The organism is Arthrobacter sp. HMSC08H08, from assembly GCF_001807575.1.
Taxonomy (GTDB): Bacteria; Actinomycetota; Actinomycetes; order Actinomycetales; family Micrococcaceae; genus Pseudoglutamicibacter; species Pseudoglutamicibacter albus.
Map to the genome: position 1 here is coordinate 288815 of NZ_KV789376.1, position 19053 is coordinate 307867.

Sequence of the window (19053 nt, forward strand, 5' to 3'; positions counted from 1 at the left end):
GGCCAGAAGATCAAGCTCAGCGGCACCGCGACCACGCAACGGGCTGCATCGAAGGCTAAGACGACAACGCGTTCCGCTCACACCACGCGCTCTAAATCGGCTGGCGCATCTCGCACATACACGGTGCGGGCGGGCGACACCCTCTCGGCTATCGCAGCCAAGAACGGCGTGAGCCTCGCCACCATCTTCCGCGCCAACAACATGGGCGCCTCCACAATCATCTACCCGGGCCAGAAGATCAAGCTCAGCGGCACCGCGTCCGCCCCAAAGACCGCCGCGAGGACCGCGTCGAAGACCACCAAGCGGGCGGCAAACAACTCGTTGGTCTCCAATAAGTTCCTGCACTACACCTACGATGCGCAGACGCACGCCAACGCCAACGCATCCAAGCGCACACTGCTTGCGCGCCAGGTTCCTTCCCGCGCTCAGATGCGGCAGATCGTCGCCGACACGGCAGTCCGCTACGGCGTGGACCCACGATTGGCCCTGGCACATGCACAAATCGAATCCGGCTTTGATGCCCGCGCTGTGTCCCCTGCTAACGCTGTCGGCACCATGCAGGTTCTGCCATCCACCGCTAAATGGATGGGCAACACGATCGGCCGTCAGCTGGATCCGCTCGACCCGCACGACAACGTCACCGCCGGGGTCCTGTTCATCAAGTACCTGCACAACAATGCGGACAACCGCGACCAAGCCATCGGCGCCTACTACCAGGGCCTCGCCGGCATCAAGCGGTACGGAATGTACGCAGACACCAGGGACTACGTCCGCAAAGTCCGCGCGTTCATGTAACAAGCACGGGGCTCATGACTCGGCGTCTATGGAACGGACGCAAGCATGGGGCCCCACCAAGCCAACTGGGGCGGTAGATCCGGGGAAGATCAACCGCCCCAGTTGCCTTAACGGGCACAATAAAACTGGGCGTGGCCAGCGAATCCTCGCTGGCCACGCCCAACACACGCCTGCCGGAACTAGCTTCAGCGGCCGATCATCGAACGCAAGGTTCGTGTAGCCACCAACAACGGAGCCATCTGGCCGCCGCCTACCTCACGCACCGCATCAAGCTGTTCGTGCGCCCGCTCAATCCGGCCAGCATCACGCTGCTCCCAAGCAACCACACGAGCCTGCGCGGCAGACAGCTCCACGCCATCCGCATCGCTAACGTCCGGTGATTCGGTGCCCTCCGTCTCTTCTAGAACCGCGCGGGTCAAACCAAGCACCGCGGCATAAAGGTCATCACGCAGTGAGCTGCGTGCCAACGCTTCCCACCGTGAAGAGCGCGGCAACTGGCTGATCTGCGAGAGCAAATCGTCCACTCCGTAACGCTCATACACCGCGTAATAGACCTCAGCGGCTTCCTCAAGCTCCCACTCGCCCGTTGACGCCAACGCGGTGATATCCAGCAACGTGTAGGACTCAAAGTCCAAGCTATGCCGCTGCGCGAGCTCCTCAGGAAGCCCCGCCTCAACATCACGTTCAAACCATGCACGCGTGCGTTGGGCATCCACGCCACACACCATGCCCGGCAGACCCTCACGCAACCGAGCCACAGGATCAGCGAACTTCGCAAGGATCTCATCAACTGAACTATCCAGAGCCTCGTGCTCCAGAACCCACCGCGTCACACGATCCAGAAGCCGCCGCAAATCCACGTGCAACTGCAGCCACTGTTCATCATCGATCGTTGCCGGCAACTGGGCGATCGCTTCAACCTGCTCAGCGATACCGTAGACCTCGTCCATCGCTAAGAAAGCCCGAGCCAGACGCGCCGCGTCCGCACCCGTCTCCTCCATCGCACGGAACGCATACGTCACGCCACCGATGTTCACGATGCGGTTAGCGACCATCGTCGCGATGATCTCACGGCGCAACGGATGCGCGGCGAGCGCTTCAGGGAAACGTTCAACCAGCTGAGGAGGGAAATACGCTTCCAGGACCTTCTGCATGGCAGGGTCCTCCGGCAGATCAGAATCCACCAGAGCATCGATCAGCTGCATCTTGGTGTAGGCAACCACCACGGATGTTTCAGGGGTCGTTAGCCCCTCGCCACCCTGCCTGCGAGCAGCGAACTCATCCGAGCTCGGCAGGTCTTCAAGCGCACGGTCAAGATCAACCGATTCTTCAAGGAGGCCCATCAGACGTTCATAGGCCGGCGCGAATTCAACCGCGACACCCCGCTCAGCAGCGAGCAAAACATTCTGCGCCTTATTCGTAGCCAACACGGCGTCGGCGACATTGTCAGTCATCTCTGCCAACAACGCCGGCCGGTCCTCAAACGCTAGACGACCATCACGGACCGCGCCGTCCATCAGAATCTTGATGTTAACCTCGCGGTCCGAAGACTCAACACCGCCCGAGTTATCGATCGCGTCAGTGTTATTGACCGTCCCCGCGCGTTGCGCGGCCTCAACACGGCCTGCCTGAGTGAAACCGAGGTTACCGCCCTCAACCACCACGCGAGCCCGCAGTTGCGAACCATTGACACGGATCGCATCGTTAGCGCGATCCCCCACGTCAGCGTTCGTTTCCGATTCGGCCTTCACGTACGTGCCAACGCCACCGTTATAGATCAAATCAACCGGGGCCATCAGCACGGCCCGAATCAGTTCCTGCGGAGTCAGCTCCCGCACATCGGAAGCAAGGCCGAGTACCTCACGCATCTGCTCGGTGACCGAAACCGACTTAGCGGAACGCGAGAACACGCCACCGCCTGAGCTGATCAAGTCAGGGTTATAGTCCTGCCACGAAGAACGAGGCGTGTTATACAGACGCACCCGCTCCTCAAACGAAACTTTCGGATCCGGATTCGGGTCAATGAACACGTCACGGTGATCAAACGCGGCAACCAACTTCGCGTGCTCGGTACGCATCAAGCCGTTACCGAACACGTCCCCCGACATGTCACCGATACCGATCATCGTGAAGTCCTCAGACTGCACATCCGTACCCAGCGTCTTGAAATGACGCTTAGCCGACTCCCACGCGCCACGGGCCGTAATACCCATCGCCTTGTGGTCATAACCAACCGAGCCGCCAGATGCGAACGCATCGCCGAGCCAGAAACCACGCTCAGCGGAAATCTCGTTAGCGGTATCCGAAAACGCCGCCGTCCCCTTATCCGCGGCGACCACCAGATACGGGTCATCCCCATCGTGAGCAACAACCCGTTCAGGGTGAACCACCGAACGCGAGCCATCATCGGCGTACTCATAGTTATCCGTAATATCCAACAAGCTACGGATGAACTCCTGATACGCCGCCCGGCCAGCCTCAACCCAAGCACCACGATCCACAGCAGGATCAGGCAACTGTTTAGCGAAGAAACCGCCCTTAGCACCCGCAGGCACGATCACGGCGTTCTTGACAGCTTGGGCCTTCACCAGACCGAGAACCTCCGTACGGAAATCCTCCTCACGGTCCGACCAACGCAAGCCACCCCGGGCGACCTCACCAAAACGCAAATGCACACCCGCAACGCGCGGGGAATCAACCCAGATCTCACGGAACGGACGCGGCATCGGAGCGAAACCCAACTCACCCGTTGCGATCTTCAGCGCGACAGTAGGTTTGCCCTGATACGCGTTCGTGCGCAACGTGGCACCCATCGCATCACGCATACGTCGAATCCACGTATCCGCATCCAAGGTCGCAACATCATCCAACGCCGATGCCAACGCATCGCGGGCATCCTGCTGGCCCTGTTCACGATCACCCGCTAAGTCCGGGTCAAAACGCGCCTCAAACAAGCCCAATAGCGCAGCCGTCACCGCCGGATACCGCAGCAAAGTGGTGGCCGCGAAGTCAACACTGTTCATCGAGCCGCACTGGCGCAGATACTGGACATAAGCACGGAAAATCGCGACCTGATGCCAGGTGAGGCCCTGTGCCGTGACCAAACCCTCCAACGCATCAGACTCCGTGCGCCCAGCAGCAACCGCCCGGTAGGCATCTTCAACCAACGGAGCGATCCGGGCAATATCAATCTCAGGGGCCAATGCGACCGTGAGGATATAGAGATAACGTTCCCGGGCACCCAAAGGCTCCACAACGTAAGGACGCTCCTGAATCACGCGGATCCCCAACGCCTCAAGATGCGGCATGATCGAGGACAACGGAGCCTGCTCGCTCAAGTACAGACGCAACTTAGCGATCGTTACGCCATCCGCCTCAACATCGAGCTCTTCCGGGTTATCAATCGTGTCCAAGCGCAGACCGATACCGGCAGAATCCTCATCATCTTCAACCCGCTCAAAAGCACGGACATCATCAAGGGCATCTTCAACCTCATACCGCACCCGGTAATCAGCCGGGAACGCCTCAGCCCACTGCTGCGCATGCTGCAGACCCTCCTGCGAACCATGCTCCTGCGTGAACACCTCAAGGATGCCCTCGCTCCACGAACGCACCGCCCGTGTTAGGCGAGCCTCAAGTGCCTGCTCATCAATCTCTACCGTGTCAACGCCTTCGCCAGCCTTGATCCGGTACGTCAACCGAACCACCGTGGACGGGGAATTCCAGACATCCAGATCCATCGCCTCAGCCGCGAAAGTCTCTTTAAGCTCTTCTTCAACACGCAACCGGACCGTAGTGTTGTAACGATCACGCGGCAAATACACCATGACCGTCACAAACCGGCCGAAAGCATCCCCCCGCACGAACGCACGCGTACGGCGCTGCTCACCCAACCGGGCAATCTTCGCCACAATCTCAGTGAGCTCATCCGTGCTCGATTGGATGAGCTCCTCACGCGGATACGACTCAAGAATCCGCAGAATCGACTTACCCGTGTGCGAGGTAGCCAAGAACCCCATTCGCGAAAGCACGCGCCGCACCTTAGAACGCACCACAGGAACATCAGTGACCGGTTGACGCAGAGCCTCAAATGTGTACAAACCAATGAAACGGTGCTCCCCGATCACCGAACCATCAGCCGCGAACTCTTTGACCCCCACATAGTCCAAATACACGCGACGATGCACCGTGGAACGGCGGTTAGCGGTAGTCAAAACCAGTGGATGCGGCTCGCGCGCCTTCTGAGCGGCCTTACCACTCAACGGACGGGAAACAGCATCCGTACGCCGCATCAGACCCAACGCCGAATCAATATCGCCACGCAAAACCTCACGGCCCTGGTCTTGTTCAAGTTCGTAATAGCGGTAGCCCAAGAACGTGAACGAATCATCATCCATCCACCGCAAAAACGCCGCGGCCTCACGCCGTTCCTTCTCAGGAATCGAAGGGATATCCCCCTCAAGCGCATCAGCTAGACGGCGGGCCTGCACACGCATCGGCTCCCAGTCCTCAACCGCGCTACGAACATCCTTCAAAACCGAGTCGACAGCTTGCTGCAGCTGCGCGCGCTGATCAGCATCCAGTTCCTCAGTCACCAACACCGCAGTCCACGACTCAATGACAGCTCGGGCGCCCTCAGGTGCCGCCAACATACCCAACGCGGGCAACGCCGCAGTGCTCTCAGACGCCGGCGCCGCATCCGAAAGCGGAACCTTCTTCAAACCAACCAGCGTGCCATCCTCAACCGAACGGTGCGCCATATAGGTCGGGTGGAAAACGAAACCAATCTTATTTGAGAACTCCACCACGCAGTTACTCACCGAATCAACGATGAACGGCATGTCATCTGCAACCAAGAAAACAACGGTGCCCCGCTCATGCGGCTCAACACTGACCACCGCAGAACCCGGCTGCCGAACCCGCCCCACTGACGCGTGCCGCTCCAGCAGTTCCCTCACCCGATCAAGACCGAACGCCTCACGTTCTTGCGCATCAATATCCGCGCCATAACGCTCAACAACATCATCGCCAAGCCAGCTTGTTTGAGGAACCGAGTCAGGCCGCACAGACGAGCCAGCCTGAGAAGATGAGCCAGACTGCGCAGATGAGCCGGACTGAGGAACTGACTGCGTGTTCGACACGCAACCCACCGCCTTCACATGTTTAGACGCACGGCCGTACGCAACGGCCTATTTTTATGTGCCCCGGGTCACAGATGGAGCCGTATTTAGCCTAGCCTTAAACCGCCTGCCACGGACCTGTTTTAAGGGAGTTTCCAGATTCTCTTCACACTCACACAAGCTCTGCGCAAACTCCCGTATCACTGCGCGCACCGGCGAGCGCGGCGCCGAGTGGCTCAACGCGGTCGCGGCCTCCAGTGCATGCTCTACCGCCTCGGCATCTTTCGGGATGAAAACCTCCGGTTGCATCGTCTTAGGACCAAAGCGTTCCCACGCGCGTTTGACCCCGCGGGCAGCCCCCTTGGACACCTGGTTCACCACAACAGAAATCCGTGCTTGCGTGAGCTCGGGCGCGTGTGCGGCCGCCCGCATCAAACGCGGCAAACCTACCGCGTCCGCAGTACCGACCACCACCACGTCATCGGCGACTTCAAGGGCCGTTAGTGTGGCGTCATCACGTTGCGGGGCGAACGTGTCGAAGCTGACGTCGTGATCGTTATCCGCCGGTGCGGCGACATCCACAATCACAACCTCGGAAGCCTGACGTAGCGCCTCGAGGCTACGCTTGAGCGCGGCCTTACCGACCTCTTGCCAGCGGCTGGGCCGCGGAAGTCCCGTGGTGACGCGGAGTACAGCCTTCCCGATGCGGATGCGGGCATGCGCATCCGTGTCAGCGGTGGGTGAAAACGTGCCCGCTTCGACCGAACGACACAAACGCACGATCCCGGAGGTCTCCCCCAGCATCCCTAGGCGTGCGGCGATACTCGAGGCGCGCGTGTCCGCGTCCACGAGCGTGACTTTCTTCCCGGCTAGCGCGGCTTCCGTTGCTAGCTCGATCGCTAGAAAGCTGCGGCCTGGCGCGCCTGCCCCGCTCCACACCACGATGATGCGGCCCCGTTTATGCCCAGCCGCATGCTGTGAGTCGGCTTGATCTGTTTGAGTCTCTGGCTGGTTCAGCATTCCTGTATGCGGATCAACCACGTACAGCTGCGAGAGATCGTCCGGGATTCCAGCCACCAACTCATCGAATGACTTCTCTTCTTGTGGTGCGCGTGGTTTCAGCTCTTTCAGGCCGGCAGGTTTCGATTCTTCCGAGCTATTTGACGGTTGCGGAGAGGCTGATTCCTGTTGGGACGGGGCTGGCTCCTGTTCTGTAGAGGTTGGCTCCGGTTTCGTAGGCGCGGACTCCGGTCCCGACGGGGCTGGCTCCGGTTTCGTAGGCACGGGCTCCGGTCGCGACGGAGCTGGCTCCACTTTCGGCGGGACCGAATCCGATTGCGGAGAGGCCGAGTCTGGTTTCGACGTCACCGGTTCCGATTTCGAGGGGGCCGCGCTTTGGACTCCGAAACCTTTAAGGTCGACAACCTTAGGGGTCTTCAGCTTAGGTTCGATATGCCGCAGGCCCCGCCGTTTAGGTAAGGAACGGGGCTGTTCCGGTACAAGCCCGCCGGCACGCGATAGCGCTTCTGCGATCACTTCTGCCGAAGACGAGCGGCTCACCGAGCCGACACCAAGCCGGAGCAATCGCGAGGCCACCGCCGCATCGTTGGTGACCGCAACAGCACGGCCGCCGGCAGCGTGGACGGAATCGACCAGACCGCTATCGACCTCATCGAACTGGTCCACAAAAATCACATACCGTGCCAAGCCGGCCGCTAGGGTCGCTAAAAGCTCTGCCCCGTCAGCGCAGACCCGCACCACGGTAACCAGTCCGACCTCTGACTCCAAGCGGGCAAATACTTCAGGGGACTCGCCAAACAAAACAACGGAAGAACTCACAGCCGACCCCTATTCCTTGCCTGAAAGCGGGGCAGAAACCACGCTCACTACGTTTTCGCGCGCAACATGACCAACCATCGTGGCAACATCCTCACGCGGAATCAGGACTTCCAAGACGTGCCCCTGAGTGACACCGAAACCGGAATCAGCGCGATCAACTTTCACAACTCGCACACCAGAAAGCACGCGCTTCGGTTCGGCGTCCTCCTCAGCGTCCTTCGGGGTCACATACACATCCACCCCGCTACCGACCTTCACCCCCGCGGGGAGAGCGCCTTCCAACGTCAACGAAAACGAACGCAAATCAGCGGGGGCCTCCGATTCGATGGTGCGGCGAGGCAGCAACTCACCTTTCGAAACGAAATCACTCACCACCACACCGCCTAGCTTGGTGTCGCTTGGAACATACCGCTCACCCGGGCCAGCAAGCCGAACCTCAACCGGGACCACGTCCTTCTCAGTCAGGACGGTCCCCGGGGCAAGATCATGTGCTGCGACCATGTAGGTGTCCGTGCGGGTTACCGAACGCACCAGCAAGACGACGCCCAGAATAGATGCGACAACCAGGACGATGCCGATAACAAGCCTAGGGTCACGCCAACTAGCTGGTTGCCAGCGCATCACTGACGAACTATTGCCACTGCGGTCAGTCATTGTTCACCTCAAGCTCTTTACACCTGCGTGTTCGCGAGGACCGTGCGCGATGGACAGCCGCGCATCGCTTGGTAGCCATGCACGATGCTCCGCCGCGTGGTTCGATGCCTCGCGGTTCGATGCCTCGCGAGGTCGCTTACAAGCATGCTTAGACGATAACCAGCACGATGAACTACAACAACTACTGACAAGTAGTGCTATCCGGCATCTCGGACACAGGTCTCACACAGGTTCTCCTTGAGTAGGGTTCGACGGGATGCGTTTAGCTAGTCGATACCGCAGATACCGCCACGAGCGCCACCAACGGAACCAGCACAAGCGAGCGGGCCGCCGTCCCACCCACCTGGGCTTGCAGACGGATAAAGTCCGCCCCCACAGCAACGATGAGGCCACTGCCCACCACCCCGTCAGACAAGATGAAACGAACGCTCTGACGGTCCCTACCTATCGCACGTAGAGCCGACTTCCATGGGGCTTTGGTGCGGCGACACGAACCCTTCATGTCACGCTCGCGCACACCAGCGTTAGGCATAAGAACCTCTACCCAGGCACCGCCCTGATCCGGGAACATCCACGACTCGGTTGCAGTCTCAACACCGAACCACCCCACACCCACTGCCGCGACCGCGCCTGTAAACGAGTGCCCACTCGCATGAACTTTCACATGTGCGCCGGCGATCTCGGTGAGGAACCCTCGCCTCGCGTACTCCGCCCGTGCCAGCTCGCCAGCTTCGGCACGCATCTCCTGCCATTGCCCAGCCTGCAGCTCATGGGCCATGTCCTCGAATAGATCGTCAAAACGCATGTTCACAGGCTACTGAAAAAATTACCTCTTGACACCAACGCGAAACATCAAACAGAATCAAAGCACAACAAATTGGCGCCCATAGGGAGGCACCTCCCTACAGCACTCAATAGGCGCTGAGAAACACACAGTTCTCGAGTCTCAAAAGAGGGCAACGACATGAACCAGAAAGCCTCACGCATACACATCACAGCCGCTTGGATCGCCCCAGTTTTAGGCCTCATCATCGGAGCTACCGGCCTTGCCTTACTCAACCCGTGGTTCCCAGCCGCAGAGTCAGCGGACACCCTCATTGCCCGCATCGGGGCCTGGGCCCTATGCCTCATCAGCGCTTGGCTTCTGTTCACCCACACGCTCGCCCTCCTCCTACGCGGCCTCAGCTCACTCGGCGTGAGCACCGAACGTTGGAGCCGCTGGGTCCCCCGCGCATCAGCTGTTGCCGCAGGCCTGATCCTCGCAGCTCCGGCAACATCCCACGCGGCACCCATGCCTGACACAACCGTGGTCACAACCGAAACCACCACGCACACCTCTCCCACACCCTTCAGCGCCGCCTTCCCGATCGACGACCAAGAGCAACAAGCACCATCAACGAAACAGCAGCAAGAGACCTTCACAATCAAGAAATCCGACCCCGTCCCCCTACCCCGCAACATGGGTACACCAGCTCGAAACGACACCGTGGTAGTCACATCGGGCGACACACTCTGGGACATCGCGGCACGCCACCTAGGACCCGGCGCAACACCACAACAAATCGCAGCCGAAACCAACCGATGGCACCAAGCTAACCGCGATCTCCTCGGAGACAATCCCCACCTGATCATGCCCGGCCAAGAGCTACACATCCCCGCCTAGACAGCGCAGCGCCCTGTACTAGCAATCCAGCCCTGCAGTCACCCCACTGCCCTCTACTGACACATCACAGCAAGGAAACAAAGGACTTCCCATGACCACCGCACCCCTTTGCGAACCAACCACAGCTGCCACACTTGCAACCGCATCAACAGGTGCACCTGCGCCAGCACCACCATTATCAGCACAGCCATTAAGCACGCCACAGTCTCCGGTGCGGGCGGGTGCTCCGGCGCATCAGCATCTGGCACGAACGGTAGCTCAAGCGATCGCCGATGTACTCTCCGGGCGTCGCCCCTCCCTCGCTTTGGCCGGGTGGTTTGAACTCATGCCACTCAACAAAGTCCAAAACCGTGCCGGTTGGGAACGCGAAGCATCCCAAGCGAACGCAACCCCGTGGCCGTGGCGGACACTTTCACTCATCTCATGCCACGTCCAAGCCCAATACAAACACGAAGACACCCGCGCACTCCCCACGCTTGAATGTTGCGCAAGCATCCTCACCCCGCGCGGGGTACGCGCCATCGCCTTCACCCTGAAACCACACGGCCGCAGGCTGCGTTGCACCGACGTACACATCGGGTGAAAGCAAAGCTAAATCAACAGTGGGGTTTGCACACCAGGCAGGTGTGCAAACCCCACTGCGTCAGGACCGCTCCTTAGGTCTAGGGTCTAGCTCTACGCCCTAGTTCGCTCATCCGTTTGGAAGCTAGTGGCGCTTGCGTGAACGCTTCTTAGCCTTACGTGCCTGTTTACCGGTCATCCTCGGCCCTTCCTTAGCGGCGCGAGTCCGGCGAGTACGGGCCTCCCCGCTTTCATCCGGTGCCGAGTATTCGAGATTTTCTTGGCTCGTCTGGGCATCCATCAGGCCAGCACCGCGAGCCTCACCGGCGTCATGGCCCGGCTCCACCTCGGCATGGAACAAGAGGGAAACCGAATCCTCACGGATCGCTTCCATCATGGCCTCGAACATTTCATAGCCTTCGCGCTGATACTCAACCAGCGGATCACGCTGAGCCATCGCACGCAGACCGATTCCCTCCTTGAGATAATCCATCTCGTAGAGGTGTTCTTGCCACTTACGGCCGATCGAAGACAACACAACACGGCGCTCAAGGTCACGCATCGTGCTCGAGCCCAAGTACTCCTCGCGGCGTTCATAAGCGACCATCGCATCAGAGACAATCTCTTCCTTGAGCATCTCCGCGGTCAAGCCACCCTTATCGCCGCCGGCTTCCTCAATGAGGTCCTCCGGGCTCAGCGTTACCGGGTAGAGAACCCGCAGGTTGCTCCACAACGCGTCGAGGTCCCAATCATACGGCTCACCGGCCAGAGTGGTTTCGGTGACCATCGCACCCACGGCGTCTTCGATGAACTGCTTGATCCGCTCACCCAAGTCTTCGCCTTCGAGGATCTGGCGGCGGTCAGCATAGATCGCTTCACGCTGACGGTTCATCACATCGTCATACTTCAGAACGTTCTTACGCTGCTCCGTGTTGACAGACTCAACCTGGCGCTGAGCGGACTCGATGGCACGCGAAACCATCTTCGATTCAAGCGCCATATCATCCGGCATGTTTGGCGAATTCATGATGCGTTCTGCCATACCGGCATTGAACCGACGCATGAGCTCATCCGACATCGACAGATAGAAACGAGACTCACCAGGGTCACCCTGACGGCCGGAACGACCACGCAACTGGTTATCGATACGGCGGGATTCGTGGCGTTCGGTACCCAAAACGTAGAGGCCACCCAGCTCGCGCACTTCGTCGCCTTCGGCTTCGCATTCAGCCTGGATATGGTCAAAGACCTCATCCCAGACCGCTTGGTAGCCCTCAGGATCATTCTCTGCATCCAAGCCACGGTTCTTCATCTCCGTGACGGCGAGGAACTCAGCGTTACCGCCGAGCATGATGTCAGTACCACGGCCAGCCATGTTCGTAGCGACCGTGACAGCGCCTTTCTTACCGGCCTGAGCAACAACCGCGGCTTCGCGTTCGTGCTGCTTAGCGTTCAAAACCTCGTGGCGGATACCGCGCTTGGCAAGCTTTTGCGATAAGTATTCGGACTTCTCAACCGATGTTGTACCGACCAGCACCGGCTGGCCCAGGCGGTGGCGGTCCTCAATATCTTGAGCTACCGCCTCAAACTTTGAGATCTCGTTCTTATAGATCAAGTCCGGCTTATCCACGCGCTGCATCGGCTTATTCGTTGGGATCGGGACCACGCCGAGCTTATACGTGTTGTTGAACTCCGCAGCCTCAGTCTCAGCTGTACCGGTCATGCCGGAGAGCTTGTCATAGAGACGGAAATAGTTCTGCAACGTCACCGTTGCCAAGGTCTGGTTCTCGGCCTTGATCTCAACGTTTTCTTTAGCCTCGATCGCCTGGTGCATGCCTTCCGAATAGCGGCGGCCAGGCAGTGAACGGCCCGTGTGCTCATCGACGATCATGATCTCGCCGTTCATGACCACATAGTCTTTATCCCGCTTGAACAGTTCTTTAGCTTTGATCGCGTTATTCAAGAAACCGATCAGCGGAGTATTCGCGGACTCATACAGGTTGTCGATACCCAGGTAGTCCTCAACCTTGTCGATACCCGATTCCTTAACGCCCACCGTGCGCTTCTTGATATCGACTTCATAATCTTCATCCAGCTTCATGCCACGCACGAGCTTGGAGAACTCGCTGTACCAACGGTTCACATCCCCCTGCGCGGGGCCGGAAATGATGAGTGGAGTACGGGCCTCATCAATCAGAATCGAGTCGACCTCATCGACGATCGCGAAGTTGTGGCCGCGCTGAACCAGCTCATCCTTGGACCAAGCCATGTTGTCACGCAGATAGTCGAAACCGAACTCGTTATTGGTTCCGTACGTGATGTCCGCGGCGTACTGTTCACGACGCACCGCAGGCTTCTGATTCGAAACGATCACGCCCGTGCTCATGCCTAAGAAACGGTAGAGGCGCGACATCAGCTCGCCCTGATAGTTGGCGAGGAAGTCGTTGGTCGTCACGACGTGGACGCCCTTACCGGAGATCGCGTTGAGATACGCGGCCGCGGTAGCCACGAGCGTCTTACCTTCACCGGTCTTCATCTCAGCGATATTGCCCAGGTGTAGGGCGGCCGCACCCATCATCTGAACATCAAAGTGGCGCATACCCAGTGTGCGTTGTGAGGCTTCTCGAACCACCGCGAACGCTTCCGGGAGCATGTCATCGAGGCTCTCGCCCGCCGCGTAACGCTCACGGAACTGATCCGTCATGGAATGCAGCTCGTCATCCGTGAGTTCCATGATGGAGTCTTCGAGTGCGTTGATCTGTGAAACGTATGAACGCAGTCGCTTCAGAATGCGTTTATCGCCAGCTCGCAGAATACGTTCGAACAGATTGGCCACGTGTGTTCTCCCCCATGACAAAGCAACCGGAATCTACCGGCCTTTCGCCATCTTACGCGTTGAATATGTTTTAACCCCAAGCCAATGGCGGGAGATTCATGAAAAATCTCCCGCCACTGACTCAGGCGACAGTTATTAAAACTCTAGTTCCCCACTGCCACGGGAAGGCTAGACACGATGCTTGTGTTAGCTGCGGTAGGTCTTGCTTCCGTCCCGGGTTGCTTCCGTAAGGTTCTCATCCAGGGAAATAACACCGTAAGACCAGCCGCGGCGACGATAAACCAGCGATGGCAGGCCGGTTTCGGAGTCAAGGAACAAATAGAACGGGTGGCCCACCAGCTCCATGTTGTCCACGGCATCGTCTTCAGTCATGGGGATGGCTGGGAAACGCTTGCGGCGGATCTCAACCGGAACATCGCCAACCTCTTCCTTACGCTGAGCTTCCTGCACCTGTTCAACCAGGGACTTATCACTTGCAGGAACAGCTTCCAGATCGATCGGCGGGTTCAACGCACGGTCATTGCGGCGGTGGTCCTTTGCTTTGTCGCGTGCACGGCGCAAACGCTCAAGCAACTTAGCGAATGCGAGGTCAAAAGCCGAGAACTTCTCGGACGAGTGCGCTTCAGCACGGACCGCCGGGCCAGGCCCGATCACGGTGACTTCGACAGTCATTTCAGAATCAGAGACGCGTGCGTTCGGTTGGCGTGAGACCTTGATATCGATGTTGTGGGCCCGCGGTGAAAGCTGTTCAACCTTCGCGGCACGGTCCTCGACGTATTCGCGGAACCGGTCAGTAACGCTGACGTTGCGGCCAATTACGTTGACATCCATGAGAGGTCCTCCCTCAATTCCGAAACAACACCCGGTGACGGTCTGACGGGAAGATTATGAACTCATCACCGCCGTTGACGCCAGGTGATGGGTTTGGCTGGAGGCTCATCCTCGAACTCAAGCCCATGCTTAAAGTTACCCCGGTCACACCCTGGAGCGCATCCCATGTGCTCGTGTTGTGGATCAGTTAAGCGGGTGGCTTATTTCTGACACTACGTTTGCCCCTCCCGGTGGACGCACCCAGGCGACACAGAAAGCCCCTTTGACGTTGAAGCCGTGAGCACGCAAGACGCGGGAAGCCTCGGCAAGCGTGGCACCGGTCGTTACTACGTCATCGAACAGAACCACATGCCTGGGAACCTTTCTGTAGGGACTGCGATGTTTCACGTGGGCCACGGCACGGTAATCGACAGCGAACTGTCCTTTCACTGCGTTCGCTCGGCCACTTCTACCCCGGGACTTCTGCGGACCCTGGTTGGCCAGCCCCAGGCTCGTCAACGTCCGCACCCGCAAGAGGTTCATGACGGGACCCACGTGAGAAGCACGTAAGAGCTCTTCAACCGGAGAGAACCCACGGGATCGCACCGAAGAAGCTTTCGAGGGTATCGGAACAACCGCAACAGGTCCCGCAACCGATTGCAAAAGGTTCCACGTCCGCTCAACGGCAGGCCCAAATCGTTCGATCAACCCCAGCCCACCACGCGTCTTTGCCGCCAGCAAAACATTAGAGACGATCCCGGAGTACGGTGCCGCACACACCACCGGGGCCGGAGAGCTCGGGGCTAGAACATCAAATTCGCGTAGATCATCAACTACCGCAGGGTGCAACAGAGCCTTGCCTAAGCGCGAGGAGCATTCCGGACACAGCGGGCCGGCATCGCTGGTACATCCCACGCACCGAGCAGGCAGAATCGCACGTGCTGCCTCACTCACTGCCTGGCGCATCGTGGTTCCGGCAGGCCCAAACCATACGGCATCAGCGGCCTCCCGCCACCGCGCTACACGACCGCCAGGGCTGTTGTTGAGTCGCCGCCTGCCGGTTGTTCCGCGCTTGTCGGTTCCACCGGTTCCGTCTAAGCGCCTGCTTGGTGCCGCCATGTACTCAGCATCGCGCACCGCACGCCGCACTCAACCGCGAGAAGGAAAAGATGTGGACAGAACACCGGGAAACCAGACCTGTGAATAGGCAAACGCAGCAACTACTTAGCCTGCGTAGGAAAGCTGGCTTCCGTCTCTGCGAACCTGCCGCCATCCGTTAGAGGTGCGCTGATAGAGGCCGTCAGCGTTCTCTGCATACACATCCTCGGGGCCCACACCCACCGTCAGGTGCGTTAGCCCCAGCAACGGTTGCCGCCACATGCTCGTTTCGTCGTTGAGGCCGATCTGCTCAACATCCACCCGGGCCGTGGAATCGGGTTTATACACAACCAGGTCGGCCGCCCCGATCCACTGCACGCGTGTCGGGTTCACGGTGGTCTTTAACCTCAGCGGGCTCGCTAAAGCTACCGGACGGTCAGTCTTGGTGCGTTGAATACCGGATACCTGCAAGCGTTCGCCATCAGCGTCCGTGAGCGTAAACGCAAGCCGTGCTCCGTCCGGAGAAACCCGCACCGAGGTCACAGAGGTGTTAGGTTTCATGTCCAGCTTCATGCGGACCGTTTTCCCGTTCGAGGAATCGTAGGCCACCACGCCCTCAGGGTCCGATGTCCACACCCACCCGAAGCTATCCATCGACGGCGCGGTCATGACCGGGCCGCTGGCGAGCTCCTTGTACGTTCTTTTCTCACCGTCCACGGCCAGAAGCCGGGTCTGTTGGGCCGCTAAGACCGCGTATTTGGTGTCATCTTCTGGCTGCATCGTCGGAGACGACAGCCCCGGGCCTAAAGTCGAATCCGTCTCAATGAGTGTGCTGTTGGAATCACGCACACGCACCAAAAGGTCGTTCTGAAGCCCCACGAGCTTATCCGATACCTCGGCTTCGACAACAGGTGGATTGCGTTCAGCATCAGCGGAAACCTTCAGCTCTTGCTGATCCACCGACATTGAGACCTGATTGACCGAGGACAATTCGTTCAAACTCAGGTCCAGTTGCCGCATCATGAGGCTACGTTGCCGGTCATCAGCGCCAGCAACAACACCCTCCGGAACATCAACCTGAGCCATGCCGTCCTGCACGGGCACAGCCTGCCGGGCAAGTTTCGCATCGCGCGGGAACGCGCTCGAGACCGAACCCTCAAGATAGGGCGCAGGGCCATGCAGTAGCGCGGTCACGACAGCGGTAGCCATACCTTGACGGCGCGCGAACCACCGAACATCCGGCACCACGGCCGTGAACTGCGGGTTATAGAACGCGAGCTCTACAGGTTCGTAGGCGCGTTGGAACAGCTGCGATTCAACCACTACGCCATCGGGCACCTTCGAGATGCGCCATTCCCCGTTTTCTTTCAAAACCTCAAATTTGAGGTTGCGTGGTTTAGGGTTCTCAGCATCGGTTTTCACACCGTAGGCGTCGATCGTGCGCAGCACGCGAGGGTTCGCTTCCAGAGCGCTTGCGCCCTCCCCGGAACGCTTCACCTCAGGTGTTGAGTCAGTGACGATGACTTCATGGGTCGGGTTCCATTCAGGCGCCTTCTCTGCAGTCAGGAAGCTGCGGGCCACCGCCCAGTCATCCTGTGAAGAGACACCCGCGGCGAGGAAACCCCTCACGATGGTTTCTGGTGAATCCCCCGGGGACGGGCCAGGCACATCGAAGGTATAGCTTTGTTCCCCGCCACTGCGTTCGCTCGGCTCCAACGTTCCGACAGGCCCCGCGGTGGGGATGCTCCCGCACCCAGCCAGGACGGTAGCGAGCACAACGCTCAGCACGGACATCAGCACGATGCGCCAGCCACGCGAGCCTGTGTTGCAGCTTGCGTTGTGGCTGGGTGAAATCAGCGAGGTCATGGCGCGTCACTCCCCTCAGGCGATGCCGGCTTCGTCGATGCTGCTGTGTGCTGGGCTGCTGTGTTCTGAGTTGGCGTGTTCTGTGTCGCTGTGTTCTGCGCGGTCGTCTTCTGTTCCGTCGCTTTCGCCTCCGCTGCTTTCTCCTCCGCAGCGGGCAGTTGGATCGGGTTGGTGTCGGTGTTGACTGCGGCTTCGATAGCGCCAATCCTCTTACCGTAGGGTCCCAGCGGCAGCGGGGAGACGGTGATTTTCTCGCCGAGGGTTTTAGGCAGTGTCAGGCGGAAGGTCGAGCCGACGCCAGGTTTACCCCATGCCTCGAGCGCACCGCCATGCAAGCGTGCGTCCGCCCGCGCAATGGATAGGCCAAGCCCCGAGCCGCCGGTCGTGCGTGCACGGGCTGGGTCTTTACGCCAGAACCGTTCGAAGACCCGCACCGCATCTTCTTCGCTCAAGCCAATGCCGTGGTCTCGTACGGCGACTGCAACCGCATCGGAGTTCTCAGCGATCAGCACCTCGATCGGGTTACCTTCGCCGTGTTCGACCGCGTTGAGGATCAGGTTACGGATGATGCGTTCGATGCGGCGTGGATCCATTGACGCATAGACCCCACGCTTGTTTTTATCAGCACCCACGATGGTGACTTTGACGGGCGAGCCAGCTTTGTCTGCCCACGGTTGGGCTGTGGCCATCGCGCGGGAAACGACTGCTTCGACATCGGTTTTCGTCTCCGCCAGTTGCGCGGCGCCGGCGTCGAAGCGGGAGATTTCGAGCAGGTCATTCAGCAGGCCTTGGAAGCGTTCAACCTGGTCATAGAGCAGTTCGGTTGAGCGGGCGTTGACGGTGCTGAATTCGTCGCGGCTGAGGTAGAGGACCTCAGCGGCCATACGTACCGTGGTCAGTGGTGTGCGCAACTCGTGAGACACGTCAGATACGAAGCGTTGCTGCATCTGTGAGAGCGCTTCAAGCTGCACGATCTGTTCGGCGAGTGAATCCGCCATCCGGTTGAAGGACGTAGACAAACGCGCAAGCTCGTCTTGACCTTGTACTTCCATGCGTTCATCGAGCCGACCGGCCGCGACCTTCTCGGCGGTTTGAGCGGCTTCCGCGACAGGCTGCAGCGAACGGCGGGCCACATACCAAGAAATACCGGTGATGATGAGCAACAGAACCGCACCGCCTCCGAGCAGCACGCGTTGAACCAACACGAGGGTGTCAGCTACTTGCGAGAAGTCATAGACGAGGAATAGCGCATAGTCGCGGCCCGGCGGGACGGTGACGCGTTTACCGAACGCAACCCCGGGTTTGATCTCGCCTTTTTCCCCGGTCAGCTCGACCGATTGCCAGTAGATGTCGGAGCCGCTGGAGACCTGGTTCTGTAGCTCATCGGTGATAGCCGCCGATGCAACTGATGAGGTGTCTTGGCCCGGAACCCAGTAAGCGGAAGCACCTGGCAGGAGCCGGAACACGACGTCGCGGCGCACCGCGACACCGTCGCCTTGCATGCCGCGCAGAGTGTCCATCACGAGGGTGGATGCGGCGTTGGCGTTGGTGGTCGATGCGGAAGAGAACGCGGAGTCCGCTTGTGCGAGCCCGCGGGTCGCTTCAGCGGAAACCTGCTCAAGACGTTCTTCGAACAGGCCCTTGGAGATCTGGGCGCTCAAGAACCCGCCCACAAGAATCTCGGCAAGACCCACCAGGACCACGGTGATTACCACGGTTCGGAACTGGACGGAACGCCGCCACAACCGCAAACCGAGGCCAAACCATCTACGTGGATCCCATTTGGAATGCGCGCTCGGATCGGGCACCAC

At 59.4% G+C, this 19053-nt stretch carries 11 protein-coding genes; 3 read left to right on the forward strand and 8 right to left on the reverse strand.

Annotated features, from left to right (window positions below; translation table 11 throughout):
• Positions 1 to 795: lytic transglycosylase (locus HMPREF3175_RS09815; RefSeq protein ID WP_176745113.1), on the forward strand; the 795-nt coding region annotated here is incomplete at its 5' end.
• 185 nt (positions 796 to 980) lie between these two features.
• Here the strand turns inward: HMPREF3175_RS09815 and HMPREF3175_RS02550 are convergent.
• The 4 genes from HMPREF3175_RS02550 to HMPREF3175_RS02565 form a co-directional block, all read right to left on the reverse strand.
• Complete coding sequence (locus HMPREF3175_RS02550) at positions 981 to 5936, reverse strand: NAD-glutamate dehydrogenase (protein ID WP_083289354.1); 4956 nt, start codon at positions 5934 to 5936, stop codon at positions 981 to 983.
• A 54-nt stretch (positions 5937 to 5990) separates the two neighbouring features.
• Positions 5991 to 7754 carry a hypothetical protein gene (locus HMPREF3175_RS02555; protein ID WP_070490538.1) on the reverse strand — a complete coding sequence of 588 codons (1764 nt, stop codon included), beginning with the start codon at positions 7752 to 7754 and terminating at the stop codon, positions 5991 to 5993.
• A 9-nt stretch (positions 7755 to 7763) separates the two neighbouring features.
• A complete protein-coding gene (locus HMPREF3175_RS02560; protein ID WP_070490539.1) occupies positions 7764 to 8408 on the reverse strand; it encodes an SAF domain-containing protein in 645 nt (214 codons plus the stop codon).
• Positions 8409 to 8670: 262 nt separating this feature from the next.
• A complete protein-coding gene (locus tag HMPREF3175_RS02565) occupies positions 8671 to 9213 on the reverse strand; it encodes a hypothetical protein (RefSeq protein ID WP_070507125.1) in 543 nt (180 codons plus the stop codon).
• Between the two features lie 159 nt (positions 9214 to 9372).
• Between HMPREF3175_RS02565 and HMPREF3175_RS02570 the strand changes: the two genes are divergently transcribed.
• Positions 9373 to 10071 (forward strand): LysM peptidoglycan-binding domain-containing protein, encoded by a 699-nt coding sequence (locus HMPREF3175_RS02570; RefSeq protein ID WP_070490540.1) that lies wholly within the window; start codon positions 9373 to 9375, stop codon positions 10069 to 10071.
• Positions 10072 to 10162: 91 nt separating this feature from the next.
• Entirely contained in the window at positions 10163 to 10654 is a 492-nt protein-coding gene (locus tag HMPREF3175_RS10435) for an Rv3235 family protein (RefSeq protein ID WP_256276241.1), read from the forward strand.
• A 123-nt stretch (positions 10655 to 10777) separates the two neighbouring features.
• Here the strand turns inward: HMPREF3175_RS10435 and secA are convergent, their stop codons facing one another.
• The 4 genes from secA to mtrB all read right to left on the reverse strand — a co-directional run bounded on the left by secA (position 10778) and on the right by mtrB (position 18957).
• Positions 10778 to 13468, reverse strand: a complete 2691-nt coding sequence (gene secA / locus HMPREF3175_RS02580) for a preprotein translocase subunit SecA (RefSeq protein WP_070490541.1) — start codon at positions 13466 to 13468, stop codon at positions 10778 to 10780.
• 186 nt (positions 13469 to 13654) lie between these two features.
• Positions 13655 to 14299, reverse strand: coding sequence for a ribosome hibernation-promoting factor, HPF/YfiA family (gene hpf, locus HMPREF3175_RS02585; RefSeq protein ID WP_070490542.1), 645 nt, complete (start codon positions 14297 to 14299; stop codon positions 13655 to 13657).
• Positions 14300 to 15502: 1203 nt separating this feature from the next.
• The gene (locus HMPREF3175_RS02590) at positions 15503 to 17242 is read right to left on the reverse strand and encodes an LpqB family beta-propeller domain-containing protein (RefSeq protein WP_070490543.1); all 1740 of its coding nucleotides are present in this window, start codon (positions 17240 to 17242) and stop codon (positions 15503 to 15505) included.
• Entirely contained in the window at positions 17239 to 18957 is a 1719-nt protein-coding gene (mtrB, locus tag HMPREF3175_RS02595; protein WP_141742444.1) for an MtrAB system histidine kinase MtrB, read from the reverse strand. Before mtrB ends, HMPREF3175_RS02590 begins: the two co-directional genes overlap by 4 nt.
• Positions 18958 to 19053 lie beyond the last annotated feature (96 nt).